Source organism: Parendozoicomonas callyspongiae (assembly GCF_023502345.1).
Lineage (GTDB): Bacteria > Pseudomonadota > Gammaproteobacteria > Pseudomonadales > Endozoicomonadaceae > Sansalvadorimonas > Sansalvadorimonas callyspongiae.
Window position 1 is genome coordinate 1 of the sequence record NZ_JAMFLX010000022.1, and the last position, 21,534, is coordinate 21,534.

Sequence of the window (21,534 nt, forward strand, 5' to 3'; positions counted from 1 at the left end):
TAGGGAATTAATTATTCAGCGGGAATTGCTGACTCAGAGCGTGTCTCAACGACAGGATAAGGCACTTATTGCTTGAATCCAGCCATATCATTCGTTATGTATACAATTACTCAGCAAAAACATCCAGGCTACTTCTAGGATAAAAAGGTGTCTCCTTTTCCAATAATTCTTCCAGAATTTTCTTATCTTTAGAAAAGCATTTTATTAAAAAGTCTCGTGTTCTATCTGGAATATCAGAAAGCCATATATCTTGATCTGATCGTAATTCAAGCATTTTCATGTCACAGTCATCATCACAGCTATACGTAATCAACTTATAACTACTTTCCAAGTAATTAAAATTATTGCATTTATGCAAAATTTTAAGCTGTAAGTTTATTAACTCAAAAGAGACTCTATGAAGAACTTTCGTAGTGTCACTAGGCCTGTCTTTTTCTTCCGTATGTGAATTCTCAAAGTCTATCAGCTTTATAACTCTTTCCTTCTCAAAAAACACCATATTTTCAAATTTATAATCACCCCCGTATTGTATTTTCAGTTGGTGTAACTGTTGAGCTGCTGCAAACAACTGGTGAGAAATTTCATTAAAATCTTCTACTGTTAAAAAATTAATTTTTTTCGATATAAGTTGAGCAAGGTTATCACCTCCTTTCTCAAAAACAAAATATCTGTGTCTACCTTCATTAAAAAAACCAAAAAAACATATCAAATTATGTTTAGGATTATTCTTTAAATGTTGTAAGCATTCTAATTGCTTCTTAGCGAACATCTCAAATTTCAATGAATCTACTGCTACTTCTTTGATCGCAATTTCACAACCATTCTGGCATTTAGCCTGATAAACGCTTCCATAAGCACCCCTCCCAAGCATTTTTCCAAACTGGAATAGTTTTTTTGTAGGAGGAAGAGCAGCAGAAACTGTAAAACCATGAAAGCAATTTTTTTTTATAGTAGAAGTCTCTGTGCCAGAGGCAAGGCAAGCTCCTCCTCCTAAGGTTTTTTGTATAGCCATGACAAGATCCCCAGTATGAAATGATTGTTAATTTCGACAGGATAAATTTAAAATATGTACATGTTTTTTTCGTTAAATAGCTAACAATCTAGCAAGTATAAATAAATCGGGTAGCCGGAGGCCCCCTGTGTCAGGATAGATGTCGCCTCTTTTGATTCCGCTAGACAGCTTCTAAACTCCTAAAAGAAAAAACCGTAGATTACTTGCAGAACGCCAAAGCGGGTCTTTGATTTCATAATTTGCTCAGGTGATTCGCAAGGTAATACTCCCATTCCACCTTCTCCAAAGACCACACAGTTTGCCCTTGAAGCGTTAACGGCATTATAGAAATGATCGGGAAGCACCTGATGACCACTTAAGGCGTAGTGGTCATAAAGATCCGTTGGATCATTAATAGATTGTTTGATTTCACCAAGAGCAAGATTACACAAACACTGCCCAGCCCTGAGCAGAGTGACTTGAGCGCTTTTGAGTGTATCTCCCCAGGTTCTGGCAGGAGGGCGCTTCAGCATTCTCAGGGCATATCGTAGACGTTTTGGAGAAGATGCATTTGCAGCTTTTTTCGCATATCTACGAGAATGTCTGATTTGAGGCTGAACGATTTCTTTTTCGATCACCTGACGGCGACGTTCAAAAAAACGATCAACTCTGCGAGACAAAACACCAACGGAATTTGAAGCATTAGTACAAATTCTCGCCAGACAGCGAAATGGGGCCATGGTTGTACAATTGTCTGTTTTTTTCGGTTGTCCTGCATATTCCACTACTGCAGCAACAGGGTAGGCTCCCTGAGAGGGAGTCGTTTGAGATGAACTGGCCAGCATAGGGCACCTCCATCAGTTCGTGAGTTTCGATACCAGCATGACTTTTGACCCATATGGTGGAGAAAAGTTAACTGAGAAGGCTGTTAGAATAACTGACAAAATCACATGGAATAGGTTCTCTGCATCGCTTGAAACGCCTGTGATGCGTATAATTGGGAACTTAATGATCTATTAGGGACAAACATGTCTGAATCCTGGAGGTCTGAAGACCCCGATGCTGGCCTTGAGGCCAGTAAATATGAAAATCCTGTACCCAGCAGAACCCTTATCTCCCAACATCTGGAAAAACGCGGAGCACCGGCCCGGTACGAAGTGCTCGTTGATGAGTTTGGCCTGACGGATGAGGATGAGCAGGAAGGGCTGCGGCGTCGGCTGATCGCCATGGTACGGGATGGACAGCTGCTTCAGACCCGCAAAGGTGCCTTTGGCCTGGTAGATAAAATGGATCTGGTGGTTGGCACTGTACAGGGCCACCGTGACGGTTTTGGCTTTGTTCTCCCCAATGATGGCAGCGATGATCTGTTTCTGACGGCTCGACAAATGAAAGAGCTGTTTGATGGTGATCGCGTAGTCGTTCGGGAGACCGATGTTGACCAGAGAGGCCGTCGCTACTGTTCAGTTGTCGATATTCTGGAACGTAGTGTAACGACCGTTGTTGGCCGTTATTTTGAAGAAGACGGTTTGGGTTTCATTTCTCCAGAAAGTAAACGGATGACCAATGATGTGGTTATCGAGCCTGGCTCACTGATGCCCTGTGAAGGGCAGGTGGTGCTGGTAAATATCAAGGAGTACCCAACCCGCCGTCATCTGGCTATTGGTGTGATTCGTGAAATCCTTGGCGACCGAATGGATGCCGGGATGGAAATTGAAATCGCCCTGCGCAGCCATGATATTCCTCACGAATGGCCAAAACAGGTTCTAAGTGCGGCAAAACGCATCAAACCTGAGGTTTCTGAAGAAGATAAAGCGCATCGGATTGATCTGCGCCATGTGCCTTTCGTCACCATCGACGGTGAAGATGCCCGTGATTTTGATGATGCCGTGTTTGCCGAAAAGAAACGTTCTGGTGGTTGGCGTCTGTATGTCGCCATTGCTGACGTTTCCCATTATGTGCAGCCCGGTTCAGCTCTTGATAAAGAAGCACATATTCGTGGCAACTCGGTGTATTTTCCTGGCAATGTTATTCCGATGCTGCCGGAAGTGCTGTCTAACGGACTGTGCTCTCTGAACCCTCATGTTGACCGGCTGGCCATGGTCTGTGAAATGACCGTGAGCGCCAAAGGCAAGTTAAGTGGTTACAAGTTTTATGAAGGCCTGATTCAGTCCCATGCCCGCCTGACTTACACCAAGGTAGGCACCATGTTGCAGAAGACTGAAGAGGAAGAAGGTCAGGCGCTTCGCAAAGAATATGCAGAGTTGGTTCCACACCTTGATGAACTGTACAAGTTGTACGGTGTGTTACGGGCGAGTCGTGAGCTGCGTGGTGCCATTGATTTTGAAACCACGGAAACCCGGATTCTCTTCGATTCCAATCGCAAGATTGAGAGTATTGTGCCGACAGTGCGCAATGATGCTCACAAGCTGATCGAAGAATGCATGTTGTGCGCTAACGTCGCGACAGCACGATTCCTGGAAAAACATGAGCTGCCTGCCCTGTATCGCATCCACGAAGGCCCTACGGATAAGAAGCTTGAAAATCTGACAGGTTTTCTTGGTGAGCTGGGGTTGACCTTACCTGGTCGCAGCAAGCCCACGCCGAAGGACTATCAGCAATTGCTGTCTGCGATTGAAGATCGTCCTGATGCCCATGTTATCCAGGTGATGATGCTGCGCTCATTGAGTCAGGCGGTTTATGACCCGGAAAATATCGGGCACTTCGGTCTGGCATTTTCTGCTTACGCGCACTTTACGTCACCAATTCGCCGTTACCCTGATCTGCTGGTGCACCGGGCTATCCGGCATGTCATTCGCTCCGACAGAAAGAGTAAACATGTCGAGCGGGTTGATGGTGCTAAACCACTGTCGCAGAAAGCGATATTCCCTTATGACCTTGAAGCCATGATTGCACTGGGAGAGCACTGTTCCCTGACTGAGCGTCGGGCTGATGATGCTACCCGTGATGTGACCGACTGGCTGAAATGCGAGTATATGCAGAGTCATATTGGTGAAGTCTACGACGGTGTTATTGCAACCGTGACTGGTTTTGGCCTGTTTGTTGAACTGACTGATATCTTTGTCACTGGTCTGGTTCATATCAGTACCCTTCCCGGTGATTACTATCACTTTGAACCCAGCCATCAACGCCTGATGGGCGAGCGCACAGCAACCCGTTTCCAGCTGGGTGATCAGATGACTGTGCAGGTTGCGCGGGTTGATCTGGATGAAAAAACCATCGATTTTGAGATGGTGGGTGCATCCATGGCCAGTCGTAAGGGGCGCAGGAAGTTTGCAGGCAAGAAAGGTGACAGCCTCAAAGACAGAGCCCAGGCTCGTCGGGCTACTGGCCGTAAACCTCGTCCAAACAGAGATGCAGGTGAGCCCAGCGAAGATTCATGGGAGAATCGCCCCCAGCGTCGCTCAAGAGCCGCAACTGATTCTGAAAGTCCTTTTGGCAACAAAAGTAAGAAGGTCAAAGACAAAGGAAAGAAAGTGCGCAAGGATAAAGCCAAGCGTGCTTCCGGCAAGAAGAAAGCGGCCAGAAAGTCTGCGACTTCAGCCAAAGCTAAACCCTCTTCAAAATCTGGACGTACTCCAAGAAAGCGTCCTATTAAATAAACAGCCTTGAGCTAAGCAAACAGCCCTGAGCCAAGCAAAAAGTCTTGAGCGGAAAGTGCGAAAGCACTTCAAGGTAAAAAGTATTTCGATGTGAAGCCCCGGCACTGACAAAAGCAGCCGTCAGGGTGGAGAGAATCAATGACAGACAACGATATTTCCTTTGGTGTTCACGCAGTTCAGGCGCTTCTGGAAAGTCATCCTGACCAGATTATGGAAATCTGGTTTCAAAAGGGGCGTCGCGGTGGTCGCCTGGAAAAGCTGATCGAGGAAGCTCGTGAAACCGGTATTCCGGTGAAGTTTGTTGACCGTGACCGGATTGAGCGCAAAGTTGATGGTGTTCACCAAGGGGTTCTGGCACTGGTTCGTGCCGCCAAGGTGTACCGTGAGAATGATCTTTATTCCTTGCTGGATAACCTGGATCAGCCGCCATTCCTGTTAATTCTGGATAGCGTGACAGATCCCCATAACCTGGGAGCCTGTATGCGCTCTGCCGATGCGGCTGGTGTGCATGCTGTTATTGTTGCCCGCGATAAGTCTGCACCGCTGAACTCTGTAGCGCGTAAAGTGGCCTGTGGTGCAGCAGAAACTGTTCCACTGATTACTGTAACCAACCTGGCCCGCACTATGCGTGAGCTGCAGGAGCGTGGAATCTGGTTGATTGGTGCAGCAGGTGAAGCCAGCAGTAATATCTATACGACAGACCTGGTTGGTCCACTGTCTATTGTGATGGGAGCTGAAGGGAAAGGTCTGCGCCGTCTGACCCGTGAGCACTGTGATGCTCTTGTTCATATCCCCATGGTGGGAAGTGTCAGCAGCCTGAATGTCTCTGTGGCGACAGGTATCTGCCTGTTTGAAGCATTGCGTCAGCGCACTCAGCACTAATAATATTGGGCCGTTCACCCCGAACATTTACAAACATGCTCTCGTTTTCACTTGACCCTTGTGAAATTCGAGGCAGTTTATCAGATGTCCGGGTTGATACTGTACATACCGAAAAAGTTACGACAGATGTCGTGTTTATGAAATAATGTTCCTGAACTCATCCGGCCTCTCCTTGGCATAATTTATATTCTTTCATACGCTCCCTTCATGCATGGCTGTTGGTAGTGATGATATGTTTAATTGTATCGGAGGAGCCTGCTGTCCGGGAAAACAGTGGGGCGTATTTAGCGGATTCTTTTTTGCCTTGGTTGTTTTAGCGGGGGGAGCTTTACGGGCATTCGGCGGTATTGATGGAGGGAAATCAGCATCTAAATCATCTGTACCTTTGCAGATAGGGGGAAACCATGATGCAGGTGAAGCCATAGTTCAAGAACCCTTGGCAAGCTTTCCACTGACAAACCAATCTCTGGTGAAAGGCATGGTATGTCCTCATTGCTTGGGGAGAGGGGCTAGTCAGGGTTGCTGCGAAAGTGGGTGTATGGGAAATCTCTGTGCGCTGGTTGGGAAATTATCCAGTTGTTTCCAGCGGCAACCAATACTCAGTGAGCATAAAGACTTCCAAAGCCTTATTCCACGGCCGTTTTTTTTACCAAGTTTATTGCTTCGCCCTGACCTTGATGGAGAGCATGTTTTATTCCTCAGTAAACTGTTGGCTATGTTGAGTTGTACTCCTTTGACTCAAGATGCTCAAGAAGACTTGGCCGCCTTCTGGCAGGAATTACAGCTTGAAGAGAAGACACTGGTTCAATTCTTTTCCAGTAAAGGTTGTGACACATCATTTGATTTACCGGAGAGTGGGCTCTCACTTTATATATTGAACTCGTTGCCTTCGAATACTGTTGCTACGATGCAAAATATTCTGGGGATGCCCCGAACCACTCTTGATGATCAGGCTGTAGATAAGCTGCTTGAAGGTATTCCGTTCTCAGGCTGGGTTGGCAAAGATGGCTCCTTGTTCACTTTTACAAAGTATGCCCAGTTCGACCCTGGCTGGACTACAAGCTTATTTTATTACATTGCGGTGAAAACCGGGTTGATAAAAAAAGCAGAAATGCCACCACATCAACCAATTGATTTAAGCTTGTGGGACAAGTTCACAGTTATTATGAACGGAGATTGGGGAACTGGCTACTGGCAAGATGGAGCGAAAGATTGTCCGGCTAAACAGGTGATGGCATCAATACAGAGACATAGAGCCGATATTGCCGTTCACCTGGGGGATGAGTACTACGCAGGAACAAATACAACAGTTGCAGGTGCTCCTGGGGAAGAAGCGACCCATTTCAGTGATTTGTGGGATCCTCGCACACAATACTCTTTTGCCCTGGGGTCAAACCATGGAATGTATGACGGTGAAAATGGGCTGGTTCATCAAACACTGGCTTCTCCCACTTTTGCTGCTCAAGGGGGAACCAGTATATTCGTGATTAAAACCCGGTACTGGAATATCGTTGGGCTTGATAGTGCCCGTGATAATCCGAGCACACTGTTTGAAGTTGGATACATAGGCCAGAATCAGATTACACTGCTTCAACAAGTTGGTGCTGATGGGAAGAAAGTCATGATACTCACTCATCACAATGCACTGAGTCTTGATGGTAAGGAACGAATGCCAATCTGGTCTCAGGTGGTAAAGGCTCTGGGACGAGATCCTGACTATTGGGTTTGGGGGCATAAACACATAGGAACTGCCTATTCCAGTTTTTCAGCAGCCGGTAACACAAAGGCGTTTTGTTTTGGGCATGGTGCAATTCCTGTTGGTGTGGCTTCCCAACTACTTCAGGCCGATGGTTCTTTTATTCCACAAGTTACTTATTACGCTCATACTCCACTGCCTGATCCTGATATAGCACAAGAAAAGCGTGTTATGAATGGATATGCTCTCTTCGATTTTAATGGAGATAGTGTAATGGTACAGATGTACAATCAACTTGGACAACTGGAATGGAACAGTGGCACAGCTGGCAATGCAGCAGGTAAACAGATCAATCTTGAAGAGCTTGGCCAGTAGCATGCCTACGGCATGGATTGCCAGAATCATAAAGCCAGCAACAATATAGACAGAAGCTTCAGTCAGTTCACCGAATTTTGCGCTGGAAGCGATTAGAGCCACTATGATGCACAGCATGATGCTGGACAGTTGCTTGAAACCAGGCACACGGACTCAGCGGTGTCATGGCGCAGCCCCCGCCCCCAGTGGCAACACCATTATCGGAAAGAGTCTTTAATTAAGCCAAATAAAAAGCAGGAGCAAAGAATCAATCGATGCTCCGGCTTTTCACTGAAGGGTTAAGATATTACTTGGTCAGAGTAATCTGATACAGAGCAAAGCCATTTACATCTGTTCCAACTTTCTTAACCGGGTACTGAGAACGCTGCTCAATAAACTTCGCTGCTTTTTCAGAAGAGGCGGTTTCAAATACGATGTTCAGCTGGGTATCGGTATCCAGAGGAGTGAAACGCCAGTTGTTGTCAGCAGTTGGCTTAACCTCGCCGTTAACCTTGCTGGTTTCGGAGATGTAGTTCGCCAGAATTGAACGCGTTTCATCAGGAGCTGCGAAAGCAATATTTTCCTGACCAGCACCTGGGAAGTGGCCACCACCGAATGCACGGTAGTTGTTGGTTGCCAGCAGGAACTGCTTGTCATCAGCAATTGGCTGGCCCTTGTAGGTCAGGTTCTTGATGCGGTGAGAGTCTGCGTTAACCAGATTACCTTTACGGTCGTAACGGGCAGGCTGGGTGATATCAATCTCGTAGCTTACGCCTTCAATAACGTCGAAGTTGTAAGTACGGAAGTTATCCCAGTCCAGCAGATCCTGCTTCTCGGTGGTGTTCAGCTTGATTTGTTTGAACTGACCAGCGGAACGCTCCAGCCATTCACGAACGTCAACACCGGTTACCTTCAGAGCAACCAGAGTGTTGGGGTAGAGGTACAGGTCAGCAGCATTCTTGAAGGTCAGAGTGCCGGATTCCACTTCAGTGAAGTTGGTTGGGTCATTCTTGCGGCCACCGGCTTTGAATGGTGCCGCAGCAGCCAGAACAGGCAGATCGGCCAGATCAGGGTCGCCCTGGATGAACTTCTCAACGTAAGCCTTCTGAGCCATGTTGACGATCTGAACAGTTGGATCGTCCTGTACCAGCGCCAGGAAGCTGTACATCACATCGCTGGACTTACCGATAGGACGGTTAACAAAATCGCTGGTAGCCACACGATCTTCTTCGACCAGTTTGGCCAGGCCTGCATCGGCTTCAACCAGTGCAGTACCATCTTTCTTGGCAATGGCACGTGCTTCAGAAACACCGTTTACAACTTTCCAGTCATTACCGCTGCCTTCCAGAGTCAGGTCAACAACACCGACATGGCTGCCCCAGCGGCCAGGCATGACAGAAGCAACGCCGTTGATGGTGCCTTTCTCCAGATCTACGCCTGGAATATCAGCAAACTCTTTGCCCGGGAATACGCTGTGGCTGTGACCAAACATAATGGCGTCGATGCCGGAAACCTGGGAGAGGTAATAAGTTGAGTTTTCCGCCATGGCCTTGTAAGGCTCGGAACTCAGACCGGAGTGTGGGATAGCAATAACAACATCTGCACCCTTGGCTCGCATTTCAGGAACCAGCTGGCGGGCAGTAGCGGTGATGTCAGTCACAGTCACTTTACCATCCAGGTTCTTACGGTCCCACTGCATGATCTGGGGAGGAACAAAACCGATAAAGCCGACCTGGATGGTCTGCATCTTACCGTCTTTGTCTTTTACGGAAACGTCCTTGATGATGTATGGCTGCACAAGGGGCTTACCTGTGCCGGCCATATGGACGTTGGCATTGATGTACGGGAAGTCGGCACCGGCAATAGCATTCTGCAGGTATTCCAGACCGTAATTGAATTCATGGTTACCGATGTTGCCTACATCGTAATTCATCGAGTTCATCACTTTATGAGTTGGGTGCACTTCGCCCTTTTTCAGGCCTTCAGCCGCACGCCAGTCACCCATTGGTGAACCCTGAATCAGGTCGCCATTGTCAACCAGAACACTGTTGGTGACTTCTGCACGAGCCTGCTTGACGAGGGAAGCGGCACGAACCAGGCCAAAGCGGGTAGTGGGCTTGCCCTTGTAGAAATCGTAATCAAGTACGTTGGAGTGGATATCAGTTGTTTCAACAACCCTGAGATCAACAGATGCCGCCATTGTGGCAGTGGAGATGAGCAAACCGGACAGGGTGCAACCTGCCAGTTTGTAAGCAAATGAATAACTTTTGTTCATTGGTGACCCGAAGCCAATTAAGTGAATTGCAGTCGAGGCGGATGCTAACACCTAAGAATGTGGTGTTGTATTGTGGTGAATCACGTAAATTGATTTGAGTTTGAGCACTTTTGTAATGATTTAGGGTGATATGAGTTGAAATATGCTTTGGGGAGTTGGGAGCATATACCGACAATTCAGATGGAGTGGAAAGCCACTCTTCATGCCGGGATGCACGAGTACGAAGAGTGACCTCTGATCTTAATCTTAATAAACAGCAACAGTTCCCAATTCAAATTGTTTAATCAATGATCCAACCTGACTAAACTTTCTCACCGCTCTTGCATATTGAGTTCCGCAGTCCCAAACTGCATGCTTGCGGACTCTCCTTTGTGTCACTGATACCTTTTTATTCGCCTGCTTTTTGTCGTAATCGTGCTGCAGCAGATTCAACCTTTGCTTCACGAACGGCATTTTAGCTTCAAGAACTGCTCGATTTTCAGTAAACCACTTTGGCCGGATATCTGCCAGATCCCCCCACATTGGGTTGATAAACATGTAATAGTTATTGTCTACAAGAAGCTGAATAATCAGTTTCAACTGCTCTTTGTTATAGACAGTCACCACCTGCTCATTCTTGCGCTTAAAGGCTGGAATAGCTTCGATAACCTTGCGCGGAAAATAGATTGTGGCAGGGAAGTTATCTTCCAGCTTACTGAATGGGCTTGTGCAATCGGTATTATGATGAACCAACGGGTTATCACGATTGATGGCACTGACTTCTGACTTTCCGTAATGCCTGATCATGTCATAGGTGCGGGGGGATACATTACCGATATCCTGAATTTCGGGCTCAAGGAACTTATTGAGTTTAGATTCGCGGCGTAGCTTGGCGATATGGGTTTCTCTTCGACGCTCCTGAAAAGCCTCTTCTTGTGTTAATGGCCCGTAGTTTGAGCTTCTTCGGCGACTTGCACGGCGTTCATATTTATCAAGGCGTCCGTATACAGACCCAGGGGCAATAAGTGGGACAGGAAGTCGGTCTTTTCCACCAAGATCCAGTTCTTCACGAGGGAATGCTTCAAACAGGGGATCTGCATCAGCAGTAATTGGAAGTTTCTTTTCAGGGTGGCACAGAACATTCAGGGGTTCTTTTTTGCCATCTACAACATTGAAAATATACCAGTATCCATCTTTGTTCAGTTCTGCCACCTGAGTGAACTCTGTCCAGTCATTGGCAAAAACCTTGAACTTAATCTGGCAGGGATTTCCAGCTTTATCTTTGATCGTTTCAAGCCTTTCAAAATGCCCTGAATTGATTGTCTCCAGTTCTTCAATCCGAGCAGTACTTATCTTTAACTGCGATGGGATGGCATGCACAGAACTGATGCCGGCGACTTCTTTATTGTATTTATCAACAAGCGCTTCATCTTCACCATGAAGTTTACTGTAGTGCTGATCAATACAAATAAAACTTTGCTGAAGTCCCCAGCTGGAACTCTTTCCTTTGATTGGAAATGGTTTGGTCGGGTTGCCTTCCAGGATAGGCCTTTTACACAGTGCATCGACAGGACGGATTGCAAAAGGGTTGCCCCTTTCATCAACAGCCAAAATAAAGTCTTCAATATACTTTTTGGGCAGTCCTTGCTTTTTATCAGCTGCAACTTCTTCAACTCCCCAGACCATACTGTCTATCATGAGTTCTTCTGAGGTTTTCTCCGGTCCTACAGGAGCATCAAAGTTTGATAAACCACTGCGACGCTTGCGGTGTGGAGCTGTTAAGGAAACTCCGGAAGTTCTGGGGAAGCTTGCGGCTGAGTCATCTCCATTTTCCCTGCCTGAACTATATGCAGAGTCACTGGAGTCAGTACTGCTTGAAGAAACTTTGCGAAGGTTGAATTCAGGCGTCTTGCCAGTTTCTTTTACTGTACTCCTGTCTTCCTCAATAGTTATGGGGATCACTGGTCCCTGACTTTGATCAATAATATTCTGCATGGCTCTCTCCCTGAACATAATAATCATTGTTTGGGATAAGTATATGTATAAAAAACACCCTTTTTGGGTCTTTAAAACCATGGTCTAAGTCTATTGGCCTGTTTTACAACTAAGGTCGCAAGGCGTTGTTGAAGTTTGGTCGAGGGTGCTTTGAGCAGAGTCCCTTCTCTTGCGTTGGAGCTGGCAGTGGACAGGGCAAACACAATCTGCTCGCGGGTCTTCTGCAGGAAGTCGACGGGGCTGCGGCCGGTGGTCAGGAAAATCATGGCTGGGTAGAACAGGAACAGCCAGATCATCATGACAATAACGCCGGTTCCAACATAGGACATCACACTCAGAATACTGTTGATATCCAGAGTGGCTGCCATCCTGGCGGTTAGGGCAAATACGCCAACCGGAGCCAGGGACATGATCATGGTGGTCAGCTTCATCATCAGGTTGTTGGCAACCGCAAAGGCTTTGCTGGCACTGTGAGTGTCGTGATTTTCCAGTTTCTTGATGGCAACACCTGTCATGATGGCCATAAAGAGAATCTGCAGAATATTACCGGCAACAAATGCCTTGAATGGATTGGCTGGAACAATACCAACAACCATTGTCAGCAAGGAGGGTGGTTCTTTCAGGCTTAGAGCAATGCCTGCATCAGCCAGTCCAAGGTTGGTACCGGAACCCGGCTCGATCACCAGAGTCAGGCCAATAGCTGTGGCAATAGCGATTACGGTGTTATCAGATAAAGGCTGACAGTTTTAAAGCCCAGCCGGCCAAACTGGCTGACATCTTCCAGAGTGCAGACTGCATTGACTATGGAGATAAAGATCAGAGGTACAACAACCAGTTTGATCATGGAGACAAACAGAGTGCCAACCGTGCCCATTGTGTTCTCGACCAGATAGGTTTGCAGCAGACCACCAGGAGCAGCAACGGCCTGAATAAGGCCGCTAATTACCAGGCCACTGATTAAGGCGAGAAGAACGCGAGAGGCAAGGATTTTACTCATGGAAATATCTGTCTCCTGTAAAGCAGGATCGTGAAGAGATGTGTCTCATTATGGAGGCAGACTTTACTGATAGAGGTTGCGACATACAAGATGCTGAAAATCAATATATTTTCAGAAAACAACTCTGAAAATATTTAATATACATTAGTATTTGCTGTTGCTGTTGCTGTTGCTGTTGCTGTTGCTGTTGCTGTTGCTGTTGCTGTTGCTGTTGCTGTTGCTGTTGCTGTTGCTGTTGCTGTTGCTGTTGCTGTTGCTGTCGCAAAAGGAGAGGATGCTTTTTATGTGGGATAGATATGACAGGAACAATATCCTCTGACAAAATCAGTCGTGCGGATTGTACGTATTTCGCGGGCGGTTGTGCTTTTTACCAGCATTTTGTCACTGGCATTCTGGTAGGTGAGAGAATTAAAGATGAAGAATGAAATAAAAAAGGGAGCAATAGCAAGTGCTCCCTTTTTTCTCAGTCATTCTTTTCGCGGCCTGTCAGAAAAGAGTGGTTGCGAAAAGAACGGCAGGACAAACAGTGTGCCTAATTACAGGACAACAATGTTCTCAGCCTGCAGACCTTTTTGGCCTTCAGTTACGATGAACTGTACTTTCTGGCCTTCAACCAGAGTACGGAAACCGGAACCGGTGATGTTACGGAAGTGAGCGAAAACGTCAGAACCGTTTTCCTGCTCGATAAAACCAAAACCCTTGGATTCGTTGAACCACTTAACAGTGCCGTTTACAGTTTCGGACATGATAGATATCCCATAATTTAATTGAGTAATTTGCTTTAAAAGATAAAGCAGGTTTGGCAGGAAATGTCGCAATTACTTATAAATTACAAGACGAGGTACAACGAGATAACTTCGAAAAGCTAATAATAAATATCTGACTTTCTTCTGCCCAGAGGGCATTCTACAGGTGGTCGTAGTGATGTCAATTCAGGAAAAAATAAAAAACTCAGGCCCGCTTTTCGCCTTGGGAAAATGCTTGATCTGAATCCTTTGATTGTTGTTTTTTTTACAAAATCAAATCGAAAAAGATACAGTTGTTTGGGCGATTTTTACCATCTCCCAAACAACTATAAAGGTCGCCTGAATGTGATCAGACAAACCTTTGAAAGAATTCAGGAATCAGTTCAACACCTCTTTCCCGGACGGGATCGAGATATTCATCATCAACCCATGAATAGGGCCAGCGCAGTCTTTGATGGAGATCACCACACCAGCCGCTGGCAACGGCCATAAACTTATCGCAGGCATGCCAGGGGAGGTTGTGTTCAGTAACGAAAGGATTGATGCACTCTTTCATAAACTGCTTGATTCGCTGTTCCAGTTCCAGACCGGCTTCAAAATCGCTCTCAATCAATTCATTCCAGGATTCTGCTGCGCAGGGGTTCATAGCCGCAACGCTGGAGTAGGAACCCTGGGCACCGCGTTTCATCCCACTGGCAAGATGTTCGCCGGGAACAAAGACAGACAGGCGCTCCATAACCTCCTGCATGCTTTCATACCAGTCATCGTCACCACCACAGGTACTGATACCGGCAAGCTCCGGAATTTCATCCGCCAGCCACAGGTAATCTTCTGGAGACAGCTGGGTTTTTGCATGACGGGGATTACAGAGAATCAGGCTGTGCCCGCGGGCATTCTTTGCACAACCCTTTAAAAAGCGAAGGGTACCGCGTCGGTCAGTAGGAACCCAGTCAGGAAGAATCAACTGGATAGCAGCAGGAGCCTGGTCAGCAGCGGCTGCTATCCGCTCAAGGCTTTCAAATGGGTGGGCGTGATTAGCACCAATCTGGTATGGAATGCCGTGTCGCTGGCATGCGGAAGCAAATCTCTCGATCAGACGGCAGTATTCACTGAAGGTAATGTTATAGAACTCTCCGGTACTGCCATTGGCGTAGACACCATGAATGCCCGATGCACTGATGTGAGAGATCTCTTCGTCAATAAAGCTGTAGTCGAGGACGCTGTGCTCTTTTATCTGCAAAAGCAGAGGGCACCAGGTGCCGCGAATATCCGAAGCTGTATATACATTCATAATGTTATGCCCTATTGCTCTCCCTGCCGGCTGGAGTCTTTGTTGCAGGCGGCAATAGCTTTATTCGTAAGTGCTGGCGCACATTAATGACGATTTGGTGAGTTATAAATCGTGAGTGACCGCTATTCCATGATGTTTATCAAGGTAATGTGAGGGAGATAAACTGGTTTTGTAGGGATAATGAATGTTTATCTACGATCTGTTGACAGTGGTGTGATCGTAAAAACCGAAAGGAAAAACTTTCTTTGGGCGAAATTTTGGAGAAACTTTTCAGAAAACTTGCCTAGATGATTGAAATCCCCAGCTTGAATGCATCAAGCCAGGGATCAAAGGCAAGAAATAGAGAGCTATTTTGCCAACTGTTTCATGACGAAATCTTTAAGCATTACCCAGTCTCCCATAAAACTGTAGAGCGGATATTTGAAAGTGGCAGGCTTGTTCTTCTCAAAGAAAAAATGCCCAACCCATGCAAACCCGTAGCCAACAACAGGTAAGAGAAATAGCAGCCGGTATTGAGCTGTTATCAGACTATAGGCAAGGAGAATCAGCACAAGTGTGCTGCCTATATAGTGCAGGTTTCTGCAGACAGGGTTGCTGTGTTCGTTCAGGTAATAGGGATAAAACTCGGCAAAGGACTGAAATCGCTGGTTCAAAACTGGCTCCACATTTTTATTATTTTCTTCATTCTCTTGAAATTGGAAGAAATAGTCCACGAAAAGAAGCTGCCTGTCAGGTTTGATCTAGAATCCGTGGCTTCATCACTTATAGGGTGTAGGTAGTCCGATGCAGAAATTCTTTTGCACTGCACTTGTAAAGAGCAATAGTTTTTTAGTGTTTGTTTTATGCTTGGGAGTTGTAAGCACTGTCAGAGGGGTAGGGCTGACACCTTATTTCAGCCTTATGTATCACTTCGACAGGGCCGTATTGACTTATGCAGATTCTAAGGAAGCAAAGCAGATGTCATTTACAGATTATGAGGATATAGTTACACGTTTGATTGATTCAGGCGTAGATAGTCAAGCAGGGGAAAGGGATTGTGTTGCTGAAGAAATGGTTGGTCTATTCCTACAAGACCTGCAGCGAAATCTAACCAATAATGACAGGGATGATGTATTGCAACCTGATCATCCTGAATTTGACCACATTGTGCAGGATGATTTGGAAAACTACCTGAGCCTCCTGAAAACTATTCTTTTGGCTAAGGTGAAACAGGAAAAGTTCTTCTCCTCGCTAGGAGAACTTTGCCTGAAGTTTCAAAAAAATGGCAGAACACCCAGAGGCATAGTTGAGGTTGATTATGATCTGGAATTGCACAAACAATCTGATGCGCCCATAGATTATGAAGCCTGGGCAGAGTTTTACAATGAATATGACAGGATTGTGAGTGATTTATGTAACTCATGGCTCCAAGAATGCATCAGTGGAACAACGAAAGTAGCCCAATATAGAAATGTTATGAGTGAGAGGATGTGCGAAGTAGCTTTTCACTCTTTCAATGGATGTCAGGTATTAGAGATAAAGAAATTCAGTTCTGCCTTTGGTAAAGGGCACGCTGGGAGATTGGCTCCTTCTCGCTCTTTCCAGGCCGGAGGCGTACCTCTCTGGTTCAGACTGGATAGGGGAAGAAGAGGGACCAGTACGAAAAAAGTGTCACTTTACCTACACCAAAAAAGATCAGGCAAAGAATTCTCTAAGTGGCCTTCGTTAATACAGGTACAGTTTTTTGCTGCCGGAAATGCCTTTGCAGGACGAGCAAAAAATACAGGCAACCTGGAAGTCGCCCTGGATATGAGGCCCGTTATTTCTTCAAGTTCGAAAGCTGCAGCAGCCACAAGCAACATCATTCAAATTCATGAGGTGGCTGACTTTGTATCTACTGACGACAGGAAATACCTGACAGAGCAGTCAATGCTATTGGGTGTTGCTGCAAGAGGGGTATGGAGTGGAAAGAAATAACTCAGAGCGCTCCCTAGGCACTCTGAGTAAAAGAACGTCTATTTGGACAATCTGCGTAAACCTTCAGCATTAGCCACTTTGAGTGCTGCAAACACATTGCGCATGCTGATTTCACAAGGCTCATTGTGAATAGTTTCACCCTCTGCACAGGCTGCTTCTGCCACGGCCATAAGGTCGGTATCTGAAATATCCTTCAGGCCGATCTCTCTCAGGGTAATAGGTAGACCAACAGCCTGGCAGAAGTCGTAGACCATATCCACGGTTGCCTGATCCTGATCACTTAGGAACATCATGGCCTGAATGCCGATGGCAACTTTCTCGCCGTGAAGAGCGCCGTGGGTATCGGGAAGAACTGTCAGTCCATTGTGAATGGCGTGCGCTGCTGCCAGACCGCCGCTTTCAAAGCCGATGCCGCTTAGCAGTGTGTTCGCTTCGACAATATGTTCCAGTGCCGGGGTGACAACACCGGCCTTGCAGGCTTCGAGAGCCATGGGGCCGTACTCCAGAAGAGTTTCATGGCACAGCTTCGCCAACGCATAGGCAGAGATAGGCCCTTGCCGTCCTGTCATATTGCCACTTTGATTCTTGTGGCAGTGATCGGCCTCAAACCAGGTTGCAAAAGCATCACCCATACCAGCAACAAGCATGCGGGTTGGTGCTTTGGCAATAATGTCAGTGTCAACGATAACCGCATCCGGGTTTCTGGAAAGCAGCATATAACGGTCGAAGTTACCACTTGAGGTGTATATGACTGAGAGCGCACTACAGGGTGCATCTGTAGAAGCAATACTTGGTACGATAACAACCGGGTGGCTGGTTAGATGTGCAGCTGCTTTTGAGGTGTCAAGAACCTTACCGCCACCAACACCGACAATGACTTTTGCTTCATTATCACGAGCCAGGTTACAGATTCTCTCAATTTCCTCATCACAGCATTCACCATTAAAAATTGTCGTGGAGAAATTCAGGCTGCGAGTGAGAATGTGGCGAATCCGTTCGCCATACTGTTCATGAACAAAAGGATCAAGTAGGACGAGAGCGTTTTTTCCTAACCGTGCCGTTTCTTCCCCAAGAACCTCAAGAGCCTTGTCCCCCTGGACATATCGGTTGGGGAAAATGGCTGTAGTAATCATATAATCCGCCCTCATTTATCATTCGTTTTTTCTGCGTTTCAAACCGTATTTACCACGCTGTTTGAAAGTTGCTGTTGTTTCATGTCAAGTCTCTTATTTATTCGCTTTATAAAGATTTTCTGTAATCCGTAACTAAAGAAACTTGTAACAAACCTGCCGGATAAAAAATAAGAAGTCGATTAAAAAATGACACCATGTTAACAGCAGTGGTCAGAACTCTTGTCTAAACTCCAGCTCCAATAAACACCATGTTGATAATGAAGAGCCTAGTAATGACATCTTTTCGTAACCGTTTGAGATTTGGATTATCCCTCCTGCTTGCCGTTTTCCTGACCTGTTCAGTTCATGCCGACAGTAAGGATCACTACACGCTTGATAATAAATGGGAAAAAGCAAGAGAGCGTCTTCAGTATCTTGAAGCGATGTCTAACCCCGGAACATTTGAGCGTCTTGAAAAACTGGAAATTCAAAAAGGCTGGCGTTGCCTTGATGCCGGGGCTGGTTATGGAGGTGTTACACGCTGGCTGGCCGATAAAGTAGGGCTAGAGGGCCATATTGATGCTCTGGATATGGATGCTCACTTTCTGCAGGAAATTGACAATCCCAATGTTCAGGTTCTTGTTCGAAACCTTGTTGATGATTCCCTTCCTGCAGAAGCTTACGATCTGGTGTTTGCCCGTGATGTGATATTTCATATTCCGGAGAGAGAAGCTGTTATCAAAAAGCTGGCAGGCGCTTTAAAGCCAGGAGGCATTCTTGTTGTTGAGGATCTGGCTATGTTTCCGGGGCGTTTCAAGAACTTTTCTGAAAATCCTGAAGTCAGTCATACGGCTGATAGGTTGTACTACATACTGAATGAGCGCGAGTTGATGTCATTTACCTCTGCCTATGAAAACCCTAAGATCTTTGAGCAAATTGGTCTGGAAGAGGTGAGAAGCAGTGCATACTCAACGTATCACCATGGTGGCGATGAGGAAGGTAAAGTGCTGAATTTTTCAATGATTCAGCTGAAACCATTGCTGGTTGGCAAGTTAGGTATAGATGAAGATCTTTATGAAAAATCTCGCCAGCAGTATTTGGAGAAAACAGCCCGCTGGTGGGGGATGTCCCGAGTTGTGACAGTGGGAACCAAACCACTGTAAAGAGTCTTTATATAAAGAAGGAGCCCGGTTAAAGTGCCGGGCTTTGCCCTCTATTGAACAGGGCTGCTTTTGAGGACAACTTCGATATGAGTGATATCAAACTCACCGAATACAGCCATGGTGCAGGTTGTGGCTGCAAAATCTCTCCCCAGATTCTGGATCAGATTCTTCAAAGTGGCATTGAAATGCCAGATTTTCCAGATCTGCTTGTTGGTAATTCCTCGAAAGATGACGCCGCTGTTTTTGATATGGGAAATGGGGAAGGTGTGATCAGCACCACCGATTTCTTTATGCCGATTGTTGATGACCCGTTTGATTTTGGACGTATTGCTGCTACGAATGCCATCAGCGATGTTTACGCCATGGGTGGCACACCCATGATGGCGATTGCGATTCTGGGTTGGCCTGTCAACAAGTTAGGGCCAGATGTAGCTCGGGCTGTTGTGGATGGTGGTCGTCAGGCCTGTAAAGAGGCAGGAATTCCTCTTGCTGGAGGTCATAGTATTGATGCCCCGGAACCCATTTTTGGCCTGGCTGTGACCGGGCGGGTACCTCTGGAAGGGCTAAAGCAGAATGATAAGGCCCGGGTGGGTGACAAACTCTATCTCACCAAACCGCTTGGTATTGGCATCCTGACGACGGCTCAAAAGAAGAAAAAGATTGCTGATGAGCACGTTCATATTGCCCGGGATGCAATGTGTCAGCTTAATCTTCCGGGAGCCGCATTTGCCAAGCTGCCTTGTGTCAGTGCCATGACCGATGTCACAGGTTTCGGCTTGCTCGGGCACTTGCTTGAGGTTTGTGAAGGCAGTGGGGTCAAGGCGCGTATTCAGGAGTCAGCCCTACCTCTGCTTCCTCATGTTGAAGAGTATCGGGCAGCTGGTTGTGTGCCTGGGGGAACCGAGCGCAACTTTGCCAGTTATGGGCATAAAGGACCTGACTTATCCCAGCGCCAGAAAGAGCTTCTATGTGATCCACAAACCAGTGGTGGTTTATTGGTTGCGGTCAGCCCTGATGGGGAAGAAGAGTTTCTGAAGGTTGCTTCTGAATTTAATTTGGAACTGAGTCCGGTAGGTGAGCTGCTTGAGCAGGACTCAAATCATCTGATTGAGATGGTCTGATTGTATTGAATCCAAAAAAACGGGAGCCTATTTAGCTCCCGTTTCTGGCAATCACGTTTAGGGTTAAATAGGGCGATTGCCGTAATTGGATTCTGGTTTCTTGGGGGGATCTGCTGTCACATTTGAGGGAACCTCCTCGATCTTTCCCCCTTTAGCCAGATACTCTTCAATTTGAGTATTTAGCATCTCCCTGAGCCTTCGACGGGATTCAACGGTGCGTTCGTCTGGTGATTCATCTTTGCTGCCCAGATACGAAAAATCAGGGCCATCACTGTTTCCAGCTTTAGCTTTTCTGGTAGGCTTTTTCCGTGCCATGAGCCAGTCCTCTTATGTGCTGGTGATGCCTCGGGAAGAGGTCACCATTTATTTATTATTCTTATTGTTATAGCGCAGACTTCATGTCGCGCAATTCCATTTATAAATCCTTTTTCAGAATCTTGCCAATAAAAAGTGACAGATAATTTACAGAACCTGATTGATTTATCAGGAAAAACCCTGCCCCTGGAGGGTTGCAACCAGTTGCCTGTGGCCTCCGTGATCCCGGTGCTCTCCCAACCAGATTCCCTGCCAGGTTCCCATAATCAAATGACCATTTCGGATAGGGATCATTAAATCCGAACCCATAACGCTGCTCTTGATATGGGCGGGCATATCATCGACCCCTTCGTAATTATGAAGATAATGCGGCTCATTATCTGGTATCAGTTTATTCAGGTGCCGCTCCATATCGCCTCTGACCGTTGGATCGGCATTTTCGTTAATTGTCAGTGATGCTGAGGTGTGCTGAATGAAAAGGTGCAGTAACCCTATTTCGATGTCAGCCAGTTCTGGAACCTGGTGAATGACTTCGTCAGTAATTAAATGATAACCCCGAGGGTGAGGTGTAAGACGAATCAGTTTTTGGTGCCACATAAAATCAACCTCCCCGGAGTTGTAAAATAATAATGGTCAAAATAGCGTCCTTATCGGCTATTTCAAACCAAGCCGTTTAGCCAGACGGTGCAGGGTACCAGCATCCAGCCAGCAGCAAGATATCATGATCGCGTTCTCTAATGGTGGAACAGCTATGGGAAACACGCTGAGTCGGTAATAAAGGCCGGAGCAGAAGTTATTCTCCATAACCTCATGCTTAAAGTTTTTGTTGGTGGCTGCCACGATGCGAGTGTTAACCCAAAGGCTGCGATCATCACCGATGCGCTGTAGGTCATCGTACTGAAGAACACGCAGCAGTTTTGATTGCAGTGACAGCGATAATTCCCCAATTTCATCCAGAAAAAGAGTGCCGCCATCTGCCAGCTCAATTACAGCCTCGGATTTGCAAAGACATCAAATAAAACAAGACAGTTGTCAATAGCA

Annotated in this window: 18 protein-coding genes and 1 pseudogene; 5 read left to right on the top strand and 14 right to left on the bottom strand. The window is 46.5% G+C overall.

The annotated features are described in order from the left end of the window. Positions 1-106: 106 nt before the first annotated feature. Both M3P05_RS14975 and M3P05_RS14980 read right to left on the bottom strand, forming a co-directional pair. Positions 107-1,012: a protein kinase domain-containing protein gene (locus tag M3P05_RS14975; RefSeq protein ID WP_249700683.1), complete on the bottom strand. Its 906-nt coding sequence runs from the start codon at positions 1,010-1,012 to the stop codon at positions 107-109. Positions 1,013-1,191: 179 nt separating this feature from the next. Further along, positions 1,192-1,836, bottom strand: coding sequence for a hypothetical protein (locus tag M3P05_RS14980; RefSeq protein WP_249700684.1), 645 nt, complete (start codon positions 1,834-1,836; stop codon positions 1,192-1,194). Positions 1,837-2,019: 183 nt separating this feature from the next. On the opposite strand from M3P05_RS14980, the gene rnr reads away from it, so the two are divergent. Both rnr and rlmB read left to right on the top strand, forming a co-directional pair. Next, a complete protein-coding gene (gene rnr, locus M3P05_RS14985) occupies positions 2,020-4,611 on the top strand; it encodes a ribonuclease R (RefSeq protein ID WP_249700686.1) in 2,592 nt (863 codons plus the stop codon). Between the two features lie 138 nt (positions 4,612-4,749). Then, positions 4,750-5,493, top strand: coding sequence for a 23S rRNA (guanosine(2251)-2'-O)-methyltransferase RlmB (gene rlmB, locus M3P05_RS14990; RefSeq protein WP_249700688.1), 744 nt, complete (start codon positions 4,750-4,752; stop codon positions 5,491-5,493). A gap of 1,834 nt (positions 5,494-7,327) precedes the next feature. On the opposite strand, the gene M3P05_RS21265 is transcribed toward rlmB, so the two are convergent. The 8 genes and pseudogenes from M3P05_RS21265 to M3P05_RS15035 form a co-directional block, all read right to left on the bottom strand. After that, on the bottom strand, positions 7,328-7,681 hold the full coding sequence (locus M3P05_RS21265) for a DUF819 family protein (RefSeq protein ID WP_408635923.1): 354 nt from the start codon (positions 7,679-7,681) through the stop codon (positions 7,328-7,330). Positions 7,682-7,850: 169 nt separating this feature from the next. After that, positions 7,851-9,818, bottom strand: coding sequence for a bifunctional 2',3'-cyclic-nucleotide 2'-phosphodiesterase/3'-nucleotidase (locus M3P05_RS15000; RefSeq protein WP_249700691.1), 1,968 nt, complete (start codon positions 9,816-9,818; stop codon positions 7,851-7,853). Positions 9,819-10,064: 246 nt separating this feature from the next. Then, positions 10,065-11,792 (bottom strand): CyaA/EF/ExoY family adenylyl cyclase toxin, encoded by a 1,728-nt coding sequence (locus tag M3P05_RS15005; protein ID WP_249700693.1) that lies wholly within the window; start codon positions 11,790-11,792, stop codon positions 10,065-10,067. A 71-nt stretch (positions 11,793-11,863) separates the two neighbouring features. Further along, positions 11,864-12,789, bottom strand: a pseudogene (locus M3P05_RS15010) (dicarboxylate/amino acid:cation symporter). Between the two features lie 100 nt (positions 12,790-12,889). Further along, positions 12,890-13,111, bottom strand: coding sequence for a hypothetical protein (locus M3P05_RS15020; RefSeq protein ID WP_249700698.1), 222 nt, complete (start codon positions 13,109-13,111; stop codon positions 12,890-12,892). Between the two features lie 214 nt (positions 13,112-13,325). Beyond that, the gene (locus tag M3P05_RS15025) at positions 13,326-13,535 is read right to left on the bottom strand and encodes a cold-shock protein (protein WP_249700699.1); all 210 of its coding nucleotides are present in this window, start codon (positions 13,533-13,535) and stop codon (positions 13,326-13,328) included. A 349-nt stretch (positions 13,536-13,884) separates the two neighbouring features. Continuing rightward, the gene (locus M3P05_RS15030; protein WP_249700701.1) at positions 13,885-14,826 is read right to left on the bottom strand and encodes a dihydrodipicolinate synthase family protein; all 942 of its coding nucleotides are present in this window, start codon (positions 14,824-14,826) and stop codon (positions 13,885-13,887) included. Between the two features lie 347 nt (positions 14,827-15,173). Further along, the gene (locus M3P05_RS15035; protein WP_249700702.1) at positions 15,174-15,479 is read right to left on the bottom strand and encodes a DUF962 domain-containing protein; all 306 of its coding nucleotides are present in this window, start codon (positions 15,477-15,479) and stop codon (positions 15,174-15,176) included. A 130-nt stretch (positions 15,480-15,609) separates the two neighbouring features. Here M3P05_RS15035 and M3P05_RS15040 point away from each other — a divergent pair, with 130 nt between their 5' ends. After that, a complete protein-coding gene (locus M3P05_RS15040; protein ID WP_249700704.1) occupies positions 15,610-16,782 on the top strand; it encodes a hypothetical protein in 1,173 nt (390 codons plus the stop codon). A gap of 38 nt (positions 16,783-16,820) precedes the next feature. Here the strand turns inward: M3P05_RS15040 and M3P05_RS15045 are convergent, their stop codons facing one another. Beyond that, positions 16,821-17,915 (bottom strand): glycerol dehydrogenase, encoded by a 1,095-nt coding sequence (locus M3P05_RS15045; protein ID WP_249700706.1) that lies wholly within the window; start codon positions 17,913-17,915, stop codon positions 16,821-16,823. Between the two features lie 272 nt (positions 17,916-18,187). Between M3P05_RS15045 and M3P05_RS15050 the strand changes: the two genes are divergently transcribed. Together M3P05_RS15050 and selD are read left to right on the top strand one after the other, a co-directional pair. Next, complete coding sequence (locus M3P05_RS15050) at positions 18,188-19,057, top strand: class I SAM-dependent methyltransferase (RefSeq protein WP_249700708.1); 870 nt, start codon at positions 18,188-18,190, stop codon at positions 19,055-19,057. Between the two features lie 86 nt (positions 19,058-19,143). Then, a complete protein-coding gene (gene selD / locus M3P05_RS15055; protein ID WP_249700710.1) occupies positions 19,144-20,178 on the top strand; it encodes a selenide, water dikinase SelD in 1,035 nt (344 codons plus the stop codon). A 63-nt stretch (positions 20,179-20,241) separates the two neighbouring features. Here selD and M3P05_RS15060 read toward each other — a convergent pair whose 3' ends face one another. The 3 genes from M3P05_RS15060 to M3P05_RS15070 all read right to left on the bottom strand — a co-directional run bounded on the left by M3P05_RS15060 (position 20,242) and on the right by M3P05_RS15070 (position 21,480). Continuing rightward, entirely contained in the window at positions 20,242-20,493 is a 252-nt protein-coding gene (locus tag M3P05_RS15060) for a hypothetical protein (protein ID WP_249700712.1), read from the bottom strand. A 168-nt stretch (positions 20,494-20,661) separates the two neighbouring features. Further along, entirely contained in the window at positions 20,662-21,090 is a 429-nt protein-coding gene (locus M3P05_RS15065; protein ID WP_249700714.1) for a secondary thiamine-phosphate synthase enzyme YjbQ, read from the bottom strand. 57 nt (positions 21,091-21,147) lie between these two features. Then, positions 21,148-21,480 carry a sigma 54-interacting transcriptional regulator gene (locus M3P05_RS15070; protein WP_332842020.1) on the bottom strand — a complete coding sequence of 111 codons (333 nt, stop codon included), beginning with the start codon at positions 21,478-21,480 and terminating at the stop codon, positions 21,148-21,150. Positions 21,481-21,534: the final 54 nt, after the last annotated feature.

Bases quoted from the DNA above. Each gene is read 5' to 3' on its own strand.
- M3P05_RS14975 (WP_249700683.1), bottom strand. From the start codon at position 1,012: ATGGCTATACAAAAAACCTTAGGAGGAGGAGCTTGCCTTGCCTCTGGC.
- M3P05_RS14980 (WP_249700684.1), bottom strand. From the start codon at position 1,836: ATGCTGGCCAGTTCATCTCAAACGACTCCCTCTCAGGGAGCCTACCCT.
- rnr (WP_249700686.1), top strand. From the start codon at position 2,020: ATGTCTGAATCCTGGAGGTCTGAAGACCCCGATGCTGGCCTTGAGGCC.
- rlmB (WP_249700688.1), top strand. From the start codon at position 4,750: ATGACAGACAACGATATTTCCTTTGGTGTTCACGCAGTTCAGGCGCTT.
- M3P05_RS21265 (WP_408635923.1), bottom strand. From the start codon at position 7,681: ATGCTGTGCATCATAGTGGCTCTAATCGCTTCCAGCGCAAAATTCGGT.
- M3P05_RS15000 (WP_249700691.1), bottom strand. From the start codon at position 9,818: ATGAACAAAAGTTATTCATTTGCTTACAAACTGGCAGGTTGCACCCTG.
- M3P05_RS15005 (WP_249700693.1), bottom strand. From the start codon at position 11,792: ATGCAGAATATTATTGATCAAAGTCAGGGACCAGTGATCCCCATAACT.
- M3P05_RS15025 (WP_249700699.1), bottom strand. From the start codon at position 13,535: ATGTCCGAAACTGTAAACGGCACTGTTAAGTGGTTCAACGAATCCAAG.
- M3P05_RS15030 (WP_249700701.1), bottom strand. From the start codon at position 14,826: ATGAATGTATATACAGCTTCGGATATTCGCGGCACCTGGTGCCCTCTG.
- M3P05_RS15040 (WP_249700704.1), top strand. From the start codon at position 15,610: ATGCAGAAATTCTTTTGCACTGCACTTGTAAAGAGCAATAGTTTTTTA.
- M3P05_RS15045 (WP_249700706.1), bottom strand. From the start codon at position 17,915: ATGATTACTACAGCCATTTTCCCCAACCGATATGTCCAGGGGGACAAG.
- M3P05_RS15050 (WP_249700708.1), top strand. From the start codon at position 18,188: ATGACATCTTTTCGTAACCGTTTGAGATTTGGATTATCCCTCCTGCTT.
- selD (WP_249700710.1), top strand. From the start codon at position 19,144: ATGAGTGATATCAAACTCACCGAATACAGCCATGGTGCAGGTTGTGGC.
- M3P05_RS15060 (WP_249700712.1), bottom strand. From the start codon at position 20,493: ATGGCACGGAAAAAGCCTACCAGAAAAGCTAAAGCTGGAAACAGTGAT.
- M3P05_RS15065 (WP_249700714.1), bottom strand. From the start codon at position 21,090: ATGTGGCACCAAAAACTGATTCGTCTTACACCTCACCCTCGGGGTTAT.